The organism is Mycobacterium kyorinense (assembly GCF_002101735.1).
Lineage (GTDB): Bacteria > Actinomycetota > Actinomycetes > Mycobacteriales > Mycobacteriaceae > Mycobacterium > Mycobacterium kyorinense.
The window spans coordinates 1-18,560 of sequence record NZ_LQPE01000143.1; the positions used below are offsets into that span (position 1 = coordinate 1).

General features: G+C 63.9%; 17 protein-coding genes and 1 pseudogene. 9 read left to right on the top strand and 9 right to left on the bottom strand.

Going from position 1 to position 18,560, the window contains the following annotated elements:
• The first annotated feature begins 126 nt into the window (after positions 1 to 126).
• Positions 127 to 1,023, top strand: a complete 897-nt coding sequence (locus AWC14_RS18490) for a cyclopropane mycolic acid synthase family methyltransferase (protein WP_045375922.1) — start codon at positions 127 to 129, stop codon at positions 1,021 to 1,023.
• Here the strand turns inward: AWC14_RS18490 and AWC14_RS18495 are convergent.
• Positions 998 to 2,392: an FAD-dependent oxidoreductase gene (locus AWC14_RS18495; RefSeq protein WP_045375902.1), complete on the bottom strand. Its 1,395-nt coding sequence runs from the start codon at positions 2,390 to 2,392 to the stop codon at positions 998 to 1,000. The two genes, AWC14_RS18490 and AWC14_RS18495, sit on opposite strands and share 26 nt — an antisense overlap.
• Positions 2,393 to 2,495: 103 nt before the next feature.
• Here AWC14_RS18495 and AWC14_RS18500 point away from each other — a divergent pair, with 103 nt between their 5' ends.
• Both AWC14_RS18500 and AWC14_RS18505 read left to right on the top strand, forming a co-directional pair.
• The gene (locus AWC14_RS18500) at positions 2,496 to 3,506 is read left to right on the top strand and encodes a prenyltransferase (RefSeq protein ID WP_045375899.1); all 1,011 of its coding nucleotides are present in this window, start codon (positions 2,496 to 2,498) and stop codon (positions 3,504 to 3,506) included.
• A gap of 120 nt (positions 3,507 to 3,626) precedes the next feature.
• Complete coding sequence (locus AWC14_RS18505; protein ID WP_045375897.1) at positions 3,627 to 4,490, top strand: cyclopropane mycolic acid synthase family methyltransferase; 864 nt, start codon at positions 3,627 to 3,629, stop codon at positions 4,488 to 4,490.
• Between the two features lie 3 nt (positions 4,491 to 4,493).
• Here AWC14_RS18505 and AWC14_RS18510 read toward each other — a convergent pair whose 3' ends face one another.
• A complete protein-coding gene (locus tag AWC14_RS18510) occupies positions 4,494 to 5,369 on the bottom strand; it encodes a cyclopropane mycolic acid synthase family methyltransferase (RefSeq protein ID WP_045375920.1) in 876 nt (291 codons plus the stop codon).
• Between the two features lie 217 nt (positions 5,370 to 5,586).
• Between AWC14_RS18510 and AWC14_RS18515 the strand changes: the two genes are divergently transcribed.
• Positions 5,587 to 6,483 (top strand): cyclopropane mycolic acid synthase family methyltransferase, encoded by an 897-nt coding sequence (locus tag AWC14_RS18515; RefSeq protein ID WP_045375894.1) that lies wholly within the window; start codon positions 5,587 to 5,589, stop codon positions 6,481 to 6,483.
• 22 nt (positions 6,484 to 6,505) lie between these two features.
• Here the strand turns inward: AWC14_RS18515 and AWC14_RS18520 are convergent.
• The 5 genes and pseudogenes from AWC14_RS18520 to AWC14_RS18540 all read right to left on the bottom strand — a co-directional run.
• A pseudogene (locus AWC14_RS18520) lies at positions 6,506 to 7,144 on the bottom strand (class I SAM-dependent methyltransferase); the annotation flags it as partial.
• 90 nt (positions 7,145 to 7,234) lie between these two features.
• Complete coding sequence (locus AWC14_RS18525) at positions 7,235 to 8,095, bottom strand: cyclopropane mycolic acid synthase family methyltransferase (protein WP_045375891.1); 861 nt, start codon at positions 8,093 to 8,095, stop codon at positions 7,235 to 7,237.
• A gap of 93 nt (positions 8,096 to 8,188) precedes the next feature.
• Positions 8,189 to 9,040 (bottom strand): 3-hydroxybutyryl-CoA dehydrogenase, encoded by an 852-nt coding sequence (locus AWC14_RS18530; protein ID WP_045375888.1) that lies wholly within the window; start codon positions 9,038 to 9,040, stop codon positions 8,189 to 8,191.
• An 82-nt stretch (positions 9,041 to 9,122) separates the two neighbouring features.
• Complete coding sequence (aceA, locus tag AWC14_RS18535) at positions 9,123 to 10,409, bottom strand: isocitrate lyase (RefSeq protein ID WP_045375885.1); 1,287 nt, start codon at positions 10,407 to 10,409, stop codon at positions 9,123 to 9,125.
• Between the two features lie 263 nt (positions 10,410 to 10,672).
• On the bottom strand, positions 10,673 to 11,467 hold the full coding sequence (locus AWC14_RS18540) for an acyl-[acyl-carrier-protein] thioesterase (protein ID WP_045375882.1): 795 nt from the start codon (positions 11,465 to 11,467) through the stop codon (positions 10,673 to 10,675).
• 131 nt (positions 11,468 to 11,598) lie between these two features.
• Between AWC14_RS18540 and ramB the strand changes: the two genes are divergently transcribed.
• Positions 11,599 to 13,011, top strand: a complete 1,413-nt coding sequence (gene ramB / locus AWC14_RS18545) for an acetate metabolism transcriptional regulator RamB (RefSeq protein ID WP_045375879.1) — start codon at positions 11,599 to 11,601, stop codon at positions 13,009 to 13,011.
• The gene (locus AWC14_RS18550) at positions 13,008 to 13,562 is read left to right on the top strand and encodes a carboxymuconolactone decarboxylase family protein (protein ID WP_045375876.1); all 555 of its coding nucleotides are present in this window, start codon (positions 13,008 to 13,010) and stop codon (positions 13,560 to 13,562) included. The genes ramB and AWC14_RS18550 overlap by 4 nt, the downstream gene beginning before the upstream one ends.
• On the opposite strand, the gene AWC14_RS18555 is transcribed toward AWC14_RS18550, so the two are convergent.
• On the bottom strand, positions 13,550 to 13,825 hold the full coding sequence (locus tag AWC14_RS18555; protein ID WP_142281750.1) for a hypothetical protein: 276 nt from the start codon (positions 13,823 to 13,825) through the stop codon (positions 13,550 to 13,552). The genes AWC14_RS18550 and AWC14_RS18555 overlap by 13 nt on opposite strands.
• Positions 13,826 to 13,830: 5 nt before the next feature.
• Positions 13,831 to 15,228 (bottom strand): dihydrolipoyl dehydrogenase, encoded by a 1,398-nt coding sequence (lpdA, locus tag AWC14_RS18560; RefSeq protein WP_045375871.1) that lies wholly within the window; start codon positions 15,226 to 15,228, stop codon positions 13,831 to 13,833.
• Positions 15,229 to 15,342: 114 nt separating this feature from the next.
• Here lpdA and AWC14_RS18565 point away from each other — a divergent pair, with 114 nt between their 5' ends.
• The 3 genes from AWC14_RS18565 (at position 15,343) to AWC14_RS18575 (ending at position 18,560) form a co-directional block, all read left to right on the top strand.
• Positions 15,343 to 16,008 (top strand): fasciclin domain-containing protein, encoded by a 666-nt coding sequence (locus tag AWC14_RS18565; RefSeq protein WP_045375869.1) that lies wholly within the window; start codon positions 15,343 to 15,345, stop codon positions 16,006 to 16,008.
• 126 nt (positions 16,009 to 16,134) lie between these two features.
• Positions 16,135 to 17,853, top strand: a complete 1,719-nt coding sequence (locus tag AWC14_RS18570) for a cytochrome c biogenesis protein DipZ (RefSeq protein WP_045375867.1) — start codon at positions 16,135 to 16,137, stop codon at positions 17,851 to 17,853.
• A gap of 125 nt (positions 17,854 to 17,978) precedes the next feature.
• Entirely contained in the window at positions 17,979 to 18,560 is a 582-nt protein-coding gene (locus tag AWC14_RS18575; RefSeq protein ID WP_428838986.1) for a fasciclin domain-containing protein, read from the top strand.

Below are 18,560 nucleotides of genomic sequence, written 5' to 3' on the forward strand. Positions count from 1 at the left end.
ATGCGCTACCTGACCGGCTGCGCCAACGCATTCCGGATCGGCTACATCGACGTCAACCAATTCACCCTGGCAAAGTAACCGCGAGTCCAATCGCCGGGGAGCAAGGTACGAACAAGGCGGGCGATGATGACAGATCGAAACACCAGGCTGCAGCCCAATGCCGACCACATCCAGTCGCACTACGACAAGTCGAATGAATTCTTCAGGCTGTGGCTGGATCCGACCATGACCTACAGCTGCGCCTATTTCGAGCGCGACGACATGACGCTCGAAGAGGCACAGATGGCCAAGGTCGATCTGGCGCTGGGCAAGCTGGGCCTGCAGTCCGGCATGACGCTGCTCGACATTGGTTGTGGCTGGGGCTCAACGATGCGTCGGGCAATCGAAAAATACGACGTCAACGTTATCGGGCTGACGCTCAGCGAAAACCAATTGGCCCACTGCAAGCAGAAGTTCGACGAAATGGACAGCCCGCGCTCCAAAGAGGTGCGGCTACAGGGCTGGGAAGAGTTCGACGAACCGGTCGACCGCATCGTGTCTATCGGGGCCTTCGAGCACTTCGCCGACGGCGTCGGCACGTACGAGCGTTACGCCGACTTTTTCAAGATGTGCTACGACGTTTTGCCCGACGACGGCGTGATGCTGCTGCATTCGATCGTGCTGCCCTCCGCAGAGGAAGAAAAGCAACTCGGGCTGAAGCGGACCATGTCGCTGATGCGGTTCATCAGCTTCATCCGTAAAGAGATCTACCCCGGTGGGCGATTGCCGATGATCGAGGTGGTCGACGAATACGCAAAAGAGGCCGGTTTCGAGATCACCCGCCACCACCGGATCGGCAACAACTACGTCCGCACCCTGGATACCTGGGCCAAGGGACTGGAAGCGCACAAGGACGAAGCGATCGCCCTCAAAGGCGAGCGGACGTACGAGACTTTCATGAAATACCTCACCGGATGCCGAGAACTCTTCCGCGACGGCTACACCGACGTGTGTCAGTTCACCATGGAGAAGCCTGCCGCCTAAGCGTCTTGCGGTCGCGCAACATCTGGCGGCGCTCGGCGAGCCACAATCGCATGTTGTGCCGAATGGTGCGGAAGATCAGGCTCGCCGAGGGCACCATGTAGAGACTGTCCAGTAGGGAGAACCGTCGCAAGAACCATTCGGCCAGAACGGGATCGGTCTCCGCCGCGCCGAGCAACTGGTCGAACAGGTCACCCACCGGGCGGTACCACCAGGGCATCGCTCCGCTCGCGTGGTGGAAGCTGAAATCAGCGACGGCGTTCATGATCCACACCGGATAGGTGGTCTTCGCTGTGGCCCGGTTCAGTTCCCGCGCCAGATCACGGTGCGGGATTTGCAGCGCCTCCCGCAGATGACGGGCCTGCAGCGACGCCATCGTCATACCTTGACCGAAGGTCGGATCGAAGCTGGCCACCGCATCGCCCAACGGCACGATGCCGGCGGGGAAGTGGTCCAGTTTGTCGTAGCGGCGCCATCGGCTGACGGGGAAGCGATGCAACGCCACCCCGCCGAGGGGTTCGGCCTGCTCCAGTGCGGCCGTGAAGTGGGCGGGCAGCAGCTTCTCGGCGAGCAAGCGCATCTCGGAAAAGGTTTGCGGCGGCTCGACTTTGGCCACACCGAAGGTGGTCAAAACCCAGGTGCCGTCCTCGTAGCCCAGCATGCCCAAGCCCAGCGGCTGCTCCCGGGAGGCCCCCGCAACCACAACCCGCTGGTCGATTAGGCCGTCAGGAATGCGGAACTGATGCGACGCGTACCCGATACCGACGTCGACGACATCCTCGCGCGGCCGGTCAAACCCCCACTTCTCCAGCCACAACGGCAACCGGCTGGCGCGGCCAGAGGCATCGACCACCAGATCGGCGGCGATGAACTCTTCGGAATCGCGCCACACTCCGGTCACTCGCTGTGCAGCGGTATCGAAATGCGGTTCGGCCATTGTCCGCTGTTGTATCTCGACATTGGGGATTGCGTTGACGCGGCGGCGGATCTGCCATTCCAACTGTGGCCGGCTGGGCACGTACGCGGTGAACTCGTCGCGCAAGGTGTGCCCCACACCCAGCACATGCCCTGCCGCACCGAAGTAAATGCAGTCCGGCCGGTTTTCCAGTATCGGCACGCCCGCGGCCACCATTTCCTGGAGCAGACCCGGAAACAAGCCATCGAACTCCTGCGCGCCTCGGGCCATCAGGAGGTGCACGTGCCGTCCTTGCGGGACGGCCGCGCGATTGGCAGGTGCGTCCGGCAACCGATCGCGTTCAAACAATGTCACCCGGTCATAGAAACCAGACAGCACCCGCCCCGCGCACAACCCCGCGATGCTGGCCCCGATGACGACGGCGTGTGTGCCCGCGCCTTCGCTACTTCCTTGCATCCCCCGCACAGTAGCCGTTGTTACGCACCGAGGCGGGGCGGTAGCGGGCCGGCGCCCGCTGCGATGACTCCCCGGAAGCCGTGCCGCGTTCTACTCTTGAGTGATGCCAGAAGTGTCGGCACCGTCTCGGCTGAAGTCGTGGGCATACGCGTTGCGCACCACCAACCCGCCGCCGGACGGGCCGGTCGACATCGTCACCCGCTGGATTGTCGTCACACGCGCCGCCGTGCTGCCGATGACGCTGTTCGCCGGCCTGGTCGCCGCGCTGTTGGCGGTGGGCAAGCCGGGCCTGGATTGGCGCTGGCTGGTTCTCGCGGTGGCCGGAATCACGTTGGCGCACATCGCAAACAACCTCATGAACGACCTCTACGACACGCAGACCGGCACCGACAGCGCCAGCTATCCGCGCGCCCTGTACGCCCCGCACCCGGTGCTCTCGGGTCTGGTCAGCCGTCGCACCCTGCTCGTCGCGATCGCCGCGGTGAACCTGGCCGACCTGGCGATCCTGATCGTGTTGACGTGGGCGCGCGGCTGGCCGGTGGTGGCGTTCGCGCTGTCGGGCTTCGTGTTGAGCGTCGCCTACACCGCGCCGCCGGTGCGGCTGAAGAAACGCGGCTTGGGCGAGCCTGACGTCTTCGTGGTGTGGGGCCCGCTGATGGTGTGCGGGACCTACTACTCGGCGGTCGGCAGCGTCGACTGGAGTGTCGTGCTGGCGTCGCTGCCCTACGGGCTGCTGTGCACCACCGTGTTGATGGGCAAGCACATCGACAAGATCCCCTACGACGCGCCGCTCGGCATCCATACGCTGCCGGTGATCCTCGGCGAAACCCGCGCCCGCGCCGTCACGCTCGCCATGATGGTCGGCTTCTACGTGCTTGCGGCTGTCGCGGTGGCCGCGGGCGCGATGCCATGGCCGGCGCTGCTCGTCGTGCTGGCACTGCCGCGACTTGTCAAGGTGTGGCCCTATTTTCGTCGCCCGCCGCCCGACGAGCCGCCGAAGGGTTATCCGGTGTGGCCGCTGTGGTATGCGGCGCTGGCCTGGGTCCACGTCCGGCAAGCGGGCGCACTGCTGGTGGTGGGCCTTGCGGTCGGCGCGCTGTTGCGCACCCTCTGACGTCGGCTACTTCCGCGCGACACCCGCAGCGGCTAGCATCCAACGAACGCATGGGGGTAGATCATGCTGCTGTCGCGGGACTCGTGAATGCCTCTCGAATTGAGAAAGGCCCACTCTGTAATGCCCCTCCAGCTCACGCCGCGCTTCAGCGACGTGCAAGCTCACTACGACCTGTCCGACGACTTCTTCCGGCTCTTCCTCGATCCCACCCAGACCTACAGCTGCGCCTACTTCGAGCGCGACGACATGACGCTGGAGCAAGCGCAACTGGCCAAGATCGACCTCGCGCTGGGCAAATTGCGGCTCGAGCCCGGAATGACGTTGCTCGACATCGGCTGCGGCTGGGGCGCCACGATGAAACGCGCCGTCGAGCGATACGACGTCAACGTCGTCGGCTTGACGTTGTCCAACAACCAGGCCACCCATGTGCAGAAGATGTTCGACGACATGCACACCCGGCGCTCGACGCGGGTGTTGCTGGAGGGCTGGGAAGAGTTCGACGAGCCCGTCGATCGCATTGTCAGCATCGGCGCGTTCGAGCACTTCGGCCACCAGCGCTATGCACGTTTCTTCGCGATGGCCGCCCATGCATTGCCGGGCGACGGAGTCATGCTGCTGCACACCATCGTCCGGCCCACGTTCAAGGAGTTACGCAGCCGCGGCATGGGGCTCACGCACGACATCGTGCACTTCAGCAAATTCATTCTGACCGAGATCTTTCCGGGCGGCTGGCTGCCCACGGTCCCGACCGTCGAAGAGCACGCCGCCAAGGCCGGTTTCGAAGTAGCGCGGATCCAGTCGCTACAGCCGCACTACGCCAGGACGCTGCAGATGTGGGCGGCGGCGTTGCGGGCCAACAAGGAGCGGGCCATCGCGATGCAATCGCAGGACGTCTACGACCGCTACATGCGCTACCTGACCGGCTGCGCTCAGCTGTTCCACGACGGGTATACCGACGTCGACCAGTTCACGCTGGAAAAGTAGCGATCAGCCCTTGGTCAGGGTAAACTGCGCCACCTCGGTGATGCCGCGGTTGAAGAAGTCGGCGCATCCGGTCAGGTACCGCAGGTAACGCTGGTAGACCTCTTCAGACGTAGCGGCGACGGCCTCGTCGTGATGGGCCACAAGGTTGGCCGCCCAGGTGTCGAGGGTCCGGACGTAATGCGGGTTGAGCCGTTGAACGTCGCCCACCGAGAACCCGGCCGCGCTCGAAAACTCGACGACGTCTTCTGCTGAGGGAACCTGGCCGCCGGGGAATATCTCCTTGCCGATGAAACGCATGAATCTCAAGTCGCTCATCGTGATCGGGATACCGTGCTTCTGCCAGTAGTCCGGCGGGTGGGTGAATATCGTCTGCAGAACCATTCGGCCGTCGCTGGGCAGCACGCGATGGGCTGTCTGGAAAAACGCCGCATAGCGCTCTTTGCCGAACGCCTCGAACGCCTCGATGCTGACGATCCGGTCGACCGGGTTGTCGAAGTCTTCCCAGCCACGCAGCAGCACCTCGCGCGAACGGCGGGTGTCGAGGCCGCCAAGCAGACGCCGACAGTAGGCGTGCTGATTCTTGCTCAAGGTCAGCCCCACGACGTTGACGTCGTAGCGCTCGATGGCGCGCCGCATCGCCGAACCCCAGCCGCAGCCGACGTCGAGCAGCGTCATGCCCGGCTGTAGATCCAGCTTGGACAGGTTCAGGTCGACCTTGGCCAGTTGCGCCTCCCCCAGTGTCATGTCCTCACGTTCGAAGTAGGCGCAGCTATACGTGCGGGACGGATCCTGGAACAGCCCGAAGAAATCGTCGGACAAGTCGTAATGCGCTTGAACGTCCTCGAAGTACGGCCGCATTGTGGTCGTGCCCTCAGCCATGTTCGGACCTCCGAGCATTTGTCGTTTGGCACCCGGCTTCGGTCGGGTACCCACCGAAAATGGTCACAAACACCCCATCGCCCCGCCCCGCGTCACCGGGCTGCGCGCCCGGCGCCGACGGCGCCAATACTGCGACGGCACATGCCGTTACAGACACAACCACGATCCCGCCGGGGCCAATTGCAGCGCTCCGCCGCTGCGTATAAGGTCGGCGGCTATGACACACGGCAACAGTGAACTCAAGCCGGATATCGAGCACATCCAGTCGCACTACGATCGATCGAACGAATTCTTCAAACTCTGGCTCGACCCTTCGATGACATACAGCTGCGCGTATTGGGAAGACGGCGCCACGACGCTCGAAGAGGCGCAGTACGCCAAACGCGAGCTGGCACTGGGCAAGCTCGGATTGAAGCCGGGCATGACCCTGCTCGATATTGGTTGCGGCTGGGGCTCGACCATGCGGCACGCGATCGAGAAGTACGACGTCAACGTGATCGGTCTGACGTTGAGCGAGAACCAGTTAGCGCACTGCCAGCAAAAGTTCGACGAGATGGACTCGCCGCGGCGCAAGGAAGTGCGGCTGCAAGGGTGGGAGGAATTCAACGAGCCGGTGGACCGCATCGTGTCGCTGGGCGCGTTCGAGCACTTCGCCGATGGCATCGGCACTTACGAGCGCTACGCCGACTTTTTCAAGATGACCTACAACGTGATGCCCGACGACGGGGTGATGCTGCTGCACACCATCGTGGTGCCCAGTGCCGAGGAGGGCGAAAAGCTCGGGCTGAAAAGGACCATGTCGCTGATGCGTTTCATCAGCTTCATCCGCAAAGAGATCTACCCCGGGGGCCGCTTGCCGCAGGTCGACATCGTCGACAAGTACGCCACCGAAGCCGGCTTCCACATCAGCCGCCACCACTTCATCGGCAAGAACTACGTCCGCACTCTGGACACCTGGGCAAAGGCCCTGGAAGCGCACAAAGACCAGGCGATCGAGCTCAAGGGCGAGCAGATGTACGAGACGTTCATCAAGTACCTGACAGGCTGCCGCGAGCTGTTCCGCGACGGCTACACCAACGTCTGCCAGTTCACGATGGAAAAGCAGGCCGCCTAACCGGTGGCCTGCGTCGCAGCCCTTACTTGGTGAGGGTGAATTGGCCCACGTTGGTGATTCCTTTGCGGAATAGGCCGGCGCATCCGGTCAAGTAGCGCATATAACGGTCGTAGACCTCTTCGGACTGTAGGGCAACGGCCTGGTCGCGATTTGCTTCCAGATTTGCCGCCCACATGTCGAGAGTCCGGGCGTAATGGGGCTGCAAGAATTGCATCCGCTCAACCGTGAATCCCGCCGCTTCCGAGTACTCGACAACATCTTCTTTTGACGGCAACTGGCCGCCCGGGAATATCTCCGTCCCGATGAATTTGAACAACCTCACGTCGCTCATGGTGAGCTTCACGCCGTTTCCTGCATGTGTTTGTACGGGTAAGGTCATGATGGTGTGCAGCCGCATCCGGCCGTCGTCGGGAAGGATGTCGAAGGCGCGTTCGAAGAACGCGGTATAGCGCTCCTTCTTGAACGCTTTGAAGGCGCCGATGCTGACGATCCGGTCCGCAGGCTCGTAGAATTCTTCCCAACCCTGCAGCCGGACTTCGACATTGCGCTTCGTCGGGATCTTCGCGAGTTTGGCCTTGCTGTACTCGTACTGGTTAACGGCATCAACTGAGCATTTGTGAACTTGCACCCCAACCCTCAAATTTTTTCGGTCGCAAGCACCATACTCTGACGCCGAAATGCATCTGGCACCGGCTCCGCCTGCGCGCCGAGTTGCAGCGACGTAAGATTCAAATGGATGTGACGCAGATCGCTATTTGGTCAGCGTGAACTGTGCGACCTCGGTAATTCCCCGCCGGAAGAAATCCGCGCAACCGACCAAGTACTTCATGAAGCGGTCGTAGACCTCTTCGGACTGGACGGCGATGGCTCGCTCGCGGTTGGCCTGCAGGTTGGCCGCCCAGATGTCCAGAGTCCGCGCGTAGTGGGGGTTCAACGACTGGATCTGCTCGACCGAGAATCCGGCCCCGGCGGAAAACTCGAGAATGTCTTCTTTGGCCGGCATCTGCCCGCCGGGGAAAATCTCCTGGCCGATAAAGCGCATGAACCGCAAATCGGTCATGGTCACCGGGATGCCGTGCTCGGACCAATACGTCCAGGGATAAGTGAACAAGCTGTGCAGCAGCATCCGACCGTCGCCGGGCATGATGTCGTAGGCGCGTTCGAAGAATGCCGGATACCGCTCCTTCTTGAACGCGTCGAACGCCTCTACCGTGACGATCCGGTCGACCTTCTCCTCGAACTCCTCCCAGCCTTGCAGCCGGGCCTCCGCGGTGCGCTCGGTCGGGATCTCGGCCAGCTTGGCCTTGCTGTATTCGTACTGGTTGCGGCTGAGCGTGATGCCGATGACGTTGACGTCGTAGCGCTCGACGGCTCGCACCAGTGCGGCGCCCCAGCCGCAGCCCACGTCGAGCAGCGTCATTCCCGGCTCGAGATTCAGCTTGTCCAGCGCCAGGTCCCATTTCGCGATCTGAGCCTCTTCGAGGGTCATGTCGTCGCGCTCGAAGTAGGCGCAGGTGTAGGTCATCGTGGGATCGAGAAACAGCGAAAAGAACTCGTCGGACAGGTCGTAGATCGCTTGCGCTTCTTCGTAGTACGGACGTAATTTTGTCATTCCACCAGTACCTATGCGTCTTCAGTGCCGTGCTGCGCATACTTTACCGCAGTCCGAAAGGTCTGCTCCCCACCGCAACTCGTGAATAAGACCTCAGTATGAATAAAATCCTTGACCGGATTTCTTGCCCAGTAAGCCGGCTTCGACCATGCGCAGCAACAGCGGCGGCGGGGCGTACTGCGGCTCTTTGAATTCCTCGAACATCTTGTCGGCGATCAGCTTGCAGGTGTCCAGCCCGACCAGATCGCAGAGCCGCAACGGTCCCATCGGATGCGACAGGCCCGCGACGACGGCCTTGTCGACGTCTTCGACGCTGGCGAACCCGGCCTCGACCATCCGGATCGCCGAGAGCAGGTAGGGCACCAGCAGCGCGTTCACCACAAACCCGGACCGGTCACTGCAGCGCACCACCTGCTTGCCCAGCACGGCGCTGGCGAATTCCTCGGTGCGCGCGGCCGCGGCCTCGTCGGTGACCAGCGTGCAGACCAGCTCGACCAGCGGCAGCACCGGCACCGGGTTGAAGAAGTGCAGTCCGAGCACCCGCCGCGGGTTCTTGGTCGCGGCGGCCAGCTTCATGATCGGGATGCTGGACGTGTTCGACGCCAGCACCGCGTCGGGATCGGTGATGATCTCGTCGAGCTCGGCGAAGATCTGCGCCTTGACCGCCTCGTCCTCGATGACGGCTTCGATGACCAGTTGCCGGTCGGCGAGGTCTTTGAGATCGGTGGTGAAGGTCAGCTTTTCGACGGCGGCGTCGCGCTCGCGCTCGGTGATCTTGCCGGCGCTCACACCGCGCTCCAGCGATTTCACGATGCGGTTGCGACCCGCGGTGACCAGCGCCTCGGTGGTCTCGAAGACCGTCACGCCGACACCGGCGCGGGCTGACACTTCGGCGATGCCGGCGCCCATCTGGCCCGCGCCGATGACGCCTACTCGTTCGATCATTGTTTTCCTTTCGCCGAGCGTGAAGCCGTTGCGAAAAACCAGCCGAAAACTAGCAACAGCTTCACGCTCGGCGGAGGTTACCTCAGTGGAACTGGCCCTCTTCGGTCGAGCCTGCCAGCGCGGTCGTCGACGACGTCGGGTCGACGGTGGTGGCGATCCGGTCGAAGTAGCCCGCACCGACCTCGCGCTGGTGCTTGGTCGCGGTGTAACCCCGCTCCTCGGCGGCGAATTCGCGCTCCTGCAGTTCCACGTAGGCGCTCATCTGGTTGCGGGCGTAGCCGTAAGCCAGGTCGAACATCGAGTAGTTGAGCGCGTGGAAGCCGGCCAGCGTGATGAACTGGAACTTGAATCCCATTGCGGCAAGCTCTTTTTGGAACTTGGCGATGGTGGCGTCGTCCAGGTGCTTCTTCCAGTTGAATGACGGCGAGCAGTTGTAGGCCAGCATCTGGTCGGGGAACTCGGCCTTGACCGCCTCGGAGAACTGCTTGGCGAGCTCGAGGTCGGGGGTGCCGGTCTCCATCCAGATCAGGTCGGCGAACGGCGCGTAGGCCTTGGCCCGGGCGATGCACGGGTCGATGCCGTTGCGGGTGCGGTAGAAGCCCTCCCGGGTGCGCTCGCCGGTGATGAACGGCTTGTCGCGCTCGTCGACGTCGGAGGTGATCAGCGTGGCCGCCTCGGCGTCGGTGCGGGCGATGACGACGGTCGGCACGTCGCACACGTCGGCGGCCAGCCGGGCCGACGTCAGGGTGCGGATGTGCTGCTGGGTCGGGATCAGCACCTTGCCACCCAGGTGGCCGCACTTCTTCTCCGACGCCAGCTGGTCCTCCCAGTGCGACCCGGCGACACCGGCCGCGATCATCGCCTTCTGCAGCTCGAACACGTTGAGCGCGCCACCGAAGCCGGCCTCGCCGTCGGCGACGATCGGCGCCAGCCAGTTCTTCACTGAGGTGTCGCCCTCGATCTTGGCGATCTGGTCGGCGCGCATCAGCGCGTTGTTGATCCGGCGGACCACCTGCGGCACCGAGTTGGCCGGGTAGAGGCTCTGGTCGGGGTAGGTGTGCCCGGACAGGTTCGCGTCACCGGCGACCTGCCAACCGGACAGGTAGATGGCCTTCAGGCCGGCGCGGACCTGCTGCACGGCCATGTTGCCGGTCAGCGCACCGAGCGCGTTGATGTACTCCAGGTCGTGCAACTGCTCCCACAGCACCTCGGCGCCGCGACGGGCCAGCGTGTTCTCCTCGACCACGGTGCCCTGCAACGCGACCACGTCCTCGGCGCTGTAGGTACGGGTGACGTCCTTCCACCGCGGGTTGGTGTCCCATTCGTGCTGAATTTGCTCGGCGCTTTTCGGGGTGCCAACGGTTGACATGGAGGTGCTCCTTGTAGGTTCTTCGCCGCCGCGGTCGTGTTAAGCCCCGCAGCAACTTCACTGGTCTGCTAAGTCGAACATGGCACAACTTAGCTCCGCAGGTCCACCCGTTTCAGTTGCCAAGTTCAGCTACGACTCGGCATGATTTTGCAAAGCTTGCGAAGGCGCTGGCGCTCTGAACCGGTTCAGATGATTACCGGTCAGTAACCAAATTGCGCAGGTCAACGGCGTGTTTGCCGACGTGACCGGCGGGCGGCGGAGGGCTACAACGAGAAGATCGACGCGACAGCTTTGGTCTCGTCGCCGACGGCGTATGTGAGCGTTGTAACAGTGCGATCCACCAGGCCGGGACCGAACTGATCAGTGGAACCGGGCGGGTAGACGTGCGAAATGATCTCCAGCTTGTCGCCGAGGGCGACGGGCGCGTCGTGCTCGATGGTGACCCGTAGCGGCGCCTTGAGGAACTCAGGGTGAGACGCCAGGTAGTCCTCGATGACCCCCCAGTACACCGAGTTGTTCATGTGGTCGAACAGGTCGATGTCGGTGACCCGGACCGGGTACTCGTGGATTTCCAGGGCGTCATCGCGGCTGCCGGCGCTCAGATAGGCCTTCCACCGCAACCGGTCGACGTTGGTCGTGCGTTGCAGGCCCTCGATGAAGTCGTCGGCGATACGCGCGGGTCCCTGGGTTTCCCGGTTGATGTTGATCCAGAACGCCTCGGACTCCATCAGCCCGCCCTTGCGACCGTCGACGCGGACCCGCATCTCACACCACCGGTTCGACGTCCCCGAGCACCAGCGGCGCAACCGCAGCATGTCCTGGAATTCGATCGGGCGGATCAGGTCGATCATCGTGCGCCGGACAATCCACAGCGGATGGGTTTCCTCAAAACCCAACTCGCGCAAGTGATCTTGGCCGACATCCTGGATGTGGCGGGTGGCCGCATCGAAGCGCAGCCGCCCCTCGCGGTCGATGTCGGCCACGCGCAGCGGCCATTCCCGGTCGAAGACGTCGGGATGGCCGTCCGGCACCGGCATCATCACTTTGTCCAGGCTCACGGCTCCACTCCCCGGTTGCTCTCCCCCCAGCCCTGCAGCGAATCATGCCAAACGACCACCGTGCGGCGCCAATGCACGCCGCCGTGCGAACTCTGCTAACCACACCTTCGCAACACCGGTAGCCTGGTCGCGTGCCCAAAACGTTCGTCGGCTCTCGCGTTCGGCAGCTGCGCAGCGAGCGCGGATTCAGCCAGGCCGCACTGGCGCAGATGCTGGAGATCTCGCCGAGCTACCTCAACCAGATCGAGCACGACGTCCGCCCGCTGACGGTGGCCGTGCTGCTGCGGATCACCGAGGTGTTCGGCGTGGACGCGACGTTCTTCGCCTCGCAAGACGACACCCGGCTGGTCGCCGAACTGCGCGAAGTGACCATGGACCGCGACTTGGACATCGACGTCGACCTGCCCGAGGTCGCCGAAATGGTCAACGCTCACCCGAAGCTGGCCCGCGCGATGGTCAACCTGCATCGCCGCTACCGGCTCACCACCGCGCAGTTGGCCGCCGCCACCGAGGAGCGCTACTCCGACGGCAGCGGCACCGGGTTGCTGACGATGCCGCACGAGGAGGTGCGCGACTACTTCTATCAGCGGCAGAACTATTTGCACGAGCTGGACACCGCCGCCGAGGACCTGACCGCCCGGATGCGGATGCACCGCGGCGATCTGGCCGGCGAGATCGCCCGGCGGCTGACCGAGGTGCACGGCGTGCACATCAACAAGCGCATCGACCTCGGCGACACGGTCTTGCACCGCTACGACCCGGAAACCAAGACGCTGGAGATCAGCAACCACCTCTCGTCGGGTCAGCAGGTGTTCAAGATGGCCGCCGAGCTGGCATATCTGGAGTTCGGCGACCTGATCGACCGGATGGTCACCGAGGGCAAGTTCACCTCCGAGGAGTCGCGCACGCTGGCCCGCCTCGGCTTGGCCAATTACTTCGCCGCAGCGACGGTCTTGCCGTACCGGCAGTTCCTCGACGTGGCCGAGAACTTCCGCTACGACATCGAGCGGCTCTCGTCGTTCTACTCGGTGAGCTACGAGACGATCGGACACCGGCTGTCCACCCTGCAGCGGCCGTCGATGCGTGGCGTGCCGTTCTCGTTCATCCGGGTCGACCGGGCCGGCAACATGTCAAAACGCCAGTCCGCCACGGGATTTCACTTTTCCTCTAGCGGAGGTACCTGCCCGCTGTGGAACGTCTACGAGACGTTTGCCAACCCGGGCAAGATCCTGGTGCAGATCGCCCAGATGCCCGACGGCCGCAACTACATGTGGGTGGCCCGCACCGTCGAGCGACGGGCATCGCGGTATGGTCAGCCCGGTAAGACCTTCGCGATCGGGCTGGGCTGTGAACTGCGGCACGCCCACCGGCTCGTCTACTCGGAAGGACTCGACTTGTCCGGCGACAACGCCACTCCGATCGGCGCGGGATGCCGGGTCTGCGAACGCGACAACTGCCCGCAGCGGGCCTTCCCGGCGCTGGGCCGCGCCCTTGACCTCGACGAGCACCGCAGCACGGTGTCGCCCTACCTGGTGAAGCAATGACGGGCACGGATGCCGGGAGGATCCCGTCGGGAGGATTCCGCGAGCTGGGGCCGATCAACTGGGTGCTCGCCAAGCTCGGCGCCCACACCGTCCGGGCGCCCGAGTTTCATCTGTTCACCACGTTGGGGCAGCGCCAACTGCTGTTCTGGGCGTGGGCCTTCTACGGCGCCCGGCTGCTGCGCGGACGGCTGCCCGCGGTCGATACCGAGTTGGTGATCCTGCGGGTCGCGCATTTGCGGGCGTGCGAGTACGAGCTGCAGCACCATCGCCGGATCGCGCGCAAGCGGGGCCTCGATTCGGACATGCAGGCCTCGATTTTCGCGTACCCGGACGGTAATGCCGCGGACCGATTCAGCGCCCGGCAGAAGGCGCTGCTGGCGGCCACCGACGAGTTCGTCACGCAACGAACCATCACTGACGGCACCTGGCAGCAGCTGGCGAGTCACCTGGATCGTCGCCAACTCATCGAATTCTGTTTGCTGGCAAGCCAATACGACGGCCTGGCAGCCACCATGTCCGCCCTGGACATCCCGTTGGATTACCCGGAGTAAGTCGCGGCCAGCACTGCAAGCGTCAGCACAACCGGAAGAACCGGCAGCCCAAAGGCGAACGCTGCCAACGAATAATTGCGTCGCCGACGCAGCCGCCATCCCCACAGCACGGCCCAGACCGCGAAACCCACCGAGAGCGCCAGCACGACCAGACTCCAGGAACCCGCGCTGCCCAGCGCGGCACCGACCGAAATCGCCACCAGCCATCCGACGTAGCCGACAAGTGCTCCGCCGGCGGCGCTCCAGACGGTCTCGGCACGCACAGCGATCAGAAGTTGATCATGTGTCCGGTCAGGCCGTGGAAGCATTCCTGTAGCGCCTCCGACATCGTCGGATGGGTATGCACGTTGCGCGCCAACTCGTTTGCGGTCAGATCCCACTTCTGCGCCAGGGTCAGCTCGGGCAGCAGCTCCGAGACGTCGTGGCCGATCAGGTGTCCGCCGAGCAGCTCGCCGTAGCGGGCGTCGGCCACCAGCTTGACGAACCCGCTGGGGTCGCCGAGGCCGTGCGCCTTGCCGTTGGCCGTGAACGGGAACTTGGCAACCTTGACGTCGTACCCCTCGGCACGTGCCTGCTCCTCGGTGAGCCCGAAGCTGGCGACCTGCGGCTGGCAGAACGTCGCACGCGGCAGCATCCGGTAGTCGCCGAGCGTCAAAGTCTCTGCGCCGGCGATGGTTTCGGCCGCCACCACGCCCTGGGCCTCGGCGACGTGCGCGAGCTGCAGCAGCCCGGTGACGTCGCCGATCGCGTAGATGTGCGGCACGGACGTGCGCATGTTGTCGTTGATGCCGATGGCCTTGCGGTCGGTCAGCTCCACCCCGGCCTTGTCGAGTCCGTAACCCTCGACGTTCGGGGCAAATCCGATGGCCTGCAACACTTTATCGGCTTTGATTTCCTGCGACTGGCCGTCTTTGCTGACGGTGACGGTGACCTGGCCGCCGTCGTCGTTCATGCCCTCCACCTTGGTGCCGGTGAGGATCTTGACGCCCAGCTTCTTGAACTGCTTTTCGATCTCCTTGGAGACCTCGGCGTCCTCGTTGGGCAGAGCGCGGGGCAGGAATTCGACGATCGTCACGTCGACGCCGTAATTGGCCAGCACGTAGCCGAACTCCATGCCGATGGCGCCGGCGCCGGCGATGATGATCGAGCCGGGCAGCTCCCGGGACAGGATCTGCTCCTCGAAGGTCACGACGTTCTGGCTCAGCGACGTGCCCGGCACCAGTCGGGTGCTGCTGCCGGTCGCGATGATCGCGTTGTCGAAGGTGACCGTGTCGGTGCCGCCGTCGTTGAGTTCCACCGCGAGCGTGTTGGGGTCGGTGAACCTGCCGTAGCCGTGGATTTCGGTGATCTTGTTCTTCTTCATCAAGAAGTGCACACCGGCGACGCGGCCCTCGGCCACCTTGCGGCTGCGGTCGTAGGCGATGCCGTAGTCGAAAGAGGCATCGCCGTTGATCCCGAAGGTCTTGGCTTCCTTGGTGAAGATGTGCACCAGTTCGGCGTTGCGCAGCAGCGCCTTGGACGGGATGCAGCCGACGTTGAGACACACGCCGCCCCAGTATTTGGGTTCGACGATTGCGGTGCTGCGCCCGAGCTGGGCGGCGCGGATCGCGGCGACGTAACCGCCGGGGCCGGCTCCGAGGACGACGACGTCATAGTGAGAAGTCACGAGCCCACCCTAATGGCGATCGCAACCCGTCCACCGTAGTGGTCGCTCCGAATATCCGGTGTCCGACCGGAGGGCGGCGGCACCAGCCGTCCATGACGCAGGAGTGAAAGCGCAATGACGAACGTTCAGACAAAGACCCTTGCGGCGGCAAGCCTCGCGGCGATCGCCATCGTGGGCTTCTCGGCGTGTTCGAGCCAGAAGTCCGAGTCGGAGAAGCCGCCCAGCGCGAGTCAGACCACCAGCGCGGCGGCGCCGGCGACGACGTCCGCGATGGCGGACCCGGCGGCCGATCTGATCGGTCCAGGGTGCGCCGACTATGCGGCGCTGCACCCCAGCGGTCCCGCCTCGGTGACCGGGATGGCGCAAGACCCGGTCGCGACGGCGGCGTCGAACAACCCGATGCTCTCCACGCTGACCGCCGCGCTGTCGGGCAAGCTGAACCCGAACGTGAACCTGGTCGACACGCTCAACAACGGTCAGTACACGGTGTTCGCGCCGACCAACGCGGCGTTCGACAAGCTGCCCGCGGCCACGATCGACGAGCTCAAGACCAACGCCAACATGTTGAGCAGCATCCTGACCTACCACGTGGTGCAGGGGCAGTTGAGCCCGGCGAAGATCGACGGCGCCCACAAGACGCTGCAGGGCGCGGACGCGACCGTCACCGGCACTGGAAATGACCTGAAAGTCAACGACGCGGGCCTGGTGTGCGGCGGGGTGCACACCGCGAACGCGACGGTGTACATGATCGATACTGTGCTGATGCCTCCTGGCCGGTAACAGTCTTCCGCCGTATCAGACAAGGCAGCCCCCGGGCTGCCTTGTCGCGCTTAACGAGCCTGGCGCACAGCAAAATTCGCGGCAGATGCTACCGATCCAAGACGGGCATGGCAACGAATAAGGGTCATGTTCACTCTTGCGCTGATCGGCCTCGTCGGAGGCCTGATCACCGGAATATCACCGTGCATACTCCCGGTGCTGCCGGTGATTTTTTTCTCGGGCGCGCAAAGCACCTCCGAAGGTGCAGGCGGTGTCGCGGTGGGAACGAAACGTGAGACCCTGCGCCCCTACCGGGTGATCTGCGGTTTGGTGGTCAGCTTCGGCCTGGTCACTTTGCTGGGCTCAGCATTGCTGTCGCTGCTGCGCCTGCCGCAGGACGCCATCCGGTGGGTCGCGCTGGTCGCCTTGGTGGCGATCGGTCTAAGCCTGATCTTTCCGCGGTTCGAGCAGTTGCTCGAGCGGCCGTTTGCCCGGATTCCGCAGAAGCACATCGCCGTCCGCAGCAACGGGTTCGGACTGGGACTGGCGCTGGGCGTGCTCTATGTCCCGTGCGCGGGTCCAATTCTCGCCGCGATCATGGTCGCCGGGGCCACGGCGAACATCGGCCCCGGCATCGTCGTGCTCACGATGGCGTTCGCGGTGGGCACCGCAGTGCCGTTGTTGATCTTCGCGCTGGCCGGCCAACGGGTGGCTGAACGGGTGACCGCATTCCGGCGACGCCAGCGCGAGATCCGGATTGCCGCGGGAATCGTGACGATCCTGCTCGCGGTAGCGCTGGTGTTCAACCTGCCTGCGGTCCTGCAGCGCGCCATTCCCGACTACACCAGCTCGCTTCAAGAGAAGGTCGGCGGCGGTGATCAGATACGGCAGAAGCTGAATCTCGGCGGCATTGTCACCGATCAGAACAGGCAGCTGTCGAACTGCAGCAACGGCGGCGCTCAGCTGGAAAACTGCGGCCCTGCACCCGACATCAAGGGCATCACTGCCTGGCTGAATACACCCGGCGACAAGCCGATCGAGCTGCGCTCGTTGCGGGGCAAGGTGGTGCTCGTCGACTTCTGGGCCTATTCGTGCATCAACTGCCAGCGGGCGCTACCGCACGTCGTCGGTTGGTACCGGGCATATCAGAACAGCGGTTTCGAGGTCATCGGCGTACACACGCCCGAATACGCGTTCGAAAAAGTGACCGGCAACGTCGCGAAGGGCGCCGCCGATCTGGGAATCACCTACCCGATCGCGCTGGACAACGGCTACTCCACCTGGACGAACTACCGCAACAGGTACTGGCCCGCCGAGTATTTGATCGACGCCGACGGCACGGTGCGCCACATCAAGTTCGGGGAAGGCGACTACAACGTCACCGAGAAGCTGATAAGGCAGTTGCTCACGCAAGCCAATCCCGGGGTCAAGCTGCCGCCACCGACCGACGCGCCCGACCTCACCCCACATCAGCAGACCACGCCCGAGACCTACTTCGGGGTGGGCAAGGTGGTCAACTACGCCGGCGGCGGTGTATACGACGAAGGCTCGGCGACGTTCACCTACCCGCCGGATCTCCCCGCCGACAGCTTCGCGCTCAGCGGCCCCTGGTCGCTGGATTATCAGGGCGCCAGACCCGAGGGCGACAATTCGAGCATCAAACTCAACTACCACGCCAAGAACGTCTACGTCGTCGTCGGCGGCACGGGGACTCTCACCGTGTTGCGCGGCGGGCAGTCGACCCCGCTGCCGATCACCGGCCCGCCGACGTCGCATCAGCTCGTCGCCGGCGACCATGTGGTGCCCGGAACACTCGAGGTGCGCCCCAGCAGGGGATTGCAGGTGTATTCCTTCACCTACAGCTGAATAAGCCAGCCGCGATGCGCTGTGACCCATCCAACACCCGCCCGGCTCCGAAGAAACCATGTCCAGGTCGAATAGGACGCCCGGACCGTCTTCAGAATTCAACAGAGGAGCGGAAGGCAATGAAAATGCACAGCAAGCCGATTGCGGCAAGCGGTTTCGCGGCTGCCGCGATCGTCGGCCTAGCGGTAGTAACGTCCCCAACCGCAGCGGCGGCCGATTTGGTCGGTCCGGGATGCGCGGATTACGCGGCACTGCATCCCAGCGGACCCGCGTCGGTCGACGGGATGTCCCAGGACCCGGTCGCGACGGCGGCATCCAACAACCCGGAGCTGACCACGCTGACCGCGGCGGTGTCGGGCCAGCTCAATCCGCAGGTCAACCTGGTCGACACCCTCAACAACGGCCAGTACACGGTGTTCGCACCGACCGACGCCGCGTTCAACAAACTTCCGGCGTCCACGATCGACCAGCTGAAAACAAACTCAAATATGTTGAGCAGCATCCTGACCTACCACGTGGTGCAAGGCCAGATCAGCCCGGCGAAGATCCCCGGCAGCCACAAGACCCTGCAGGGCGCCAACGTGAGCGTGACCGGCCAGGGAAACGACCTGCGGGTCAACAACGCCGGTCTGGTGTGCGGCGGGGTACCTACCGCCAACGCGACGGTCTACATGATCGACACTGTGCTCATGCCCCCGGCTATGTAA

Coding starts and splice junctions, on each gene's coding strand:
- AWC14_RS18495 (WP_045375902.1), bottom strand. CDS start 2,392: ATGCAAGGAAGTAGCGAAGGCGCGGGCACACACGCCGTCGTCATCGGG.
- aceA (WP_045375885.1), bottom strand. CDS start 10,409: ATGTCAACCGTTGGCACCCCGAAAAGCGCCGAGCAAATTCAGCACGAA.
- AWC14_RS18570 (WP_045375867.1), top strand. CDS start 16,135: ATGTTCACTCTTGCGCTGATCGGCCTCGTCGGAGGCCTGATCACCGGA.
- AWC14_RS18530 (WP_045375888.1), bottom strand. CDS start 9,040: ATGATCGAACGAGTAGGCGTCATCGGCGCGGGCCAGATGGGCGCCGGC.
- AWC14_RS18510 (WP_045375920.1), bottom strand. CDS start 5,369: ATGGCTGAGGGCACGACCACAATGCGGCCGTACTTCGAGGACGTTCAA.
- AWC14_RS18550 (WP_045375876.1), top strand. CDS start 13,008: ATGACGGGCACGGATGCCGGGAGGATCCCGTCGGGAGGATTCCGCGAG.
- AWC14_RS18525 (WP_045375891.1), bottom strand. CDS start 8,095: ATGACAAAATTACGTCCGTACTACGAAGAAGCGCAAGCGATCTACGAC.
- AWC14_RS18490 (WP_045375922.1), top strand. CDS start 127: ATGACAGATCGAAACACCAGGCTGCAGCCCAATGCCGACCACATCCAG.
- AWC14_RS18565 (WP_045375869.1), top strand. CDS start 15,343: ATGACGAACGTTCAGACAAAGACCCTTGCGGCGGCAAGCCTCGCGGCG.
- AWC14_RS18575 (WP_428838986.1), top strand. CDS start 17,979: ATGCACAGCAAGCCGATTGCGGCAAGCGGTTTCGCGGCTGCCGCGATC.
- AWC14_RS18515 (WP_045375894.1), top strand. CDS start 5,587: ATGACACACGGCAACAGTGAACTCAAGCCGGATATCGAGCACATCCAG.
- AWC14_RS18500 (WP_045375899.1), top strand. CDS start 2,496: ATGCCAGAAGTGTCGGCACCGTCTCGGCTGAAGTCGTGGGCATACGCG.
- AWC14_RS18505 (WP_045375897.1), top strand. CDS start 3,627: ATGCCCCTCCAGCTCACGCCGCGCTTCAGCGACGTGCAAGCTCACTAC.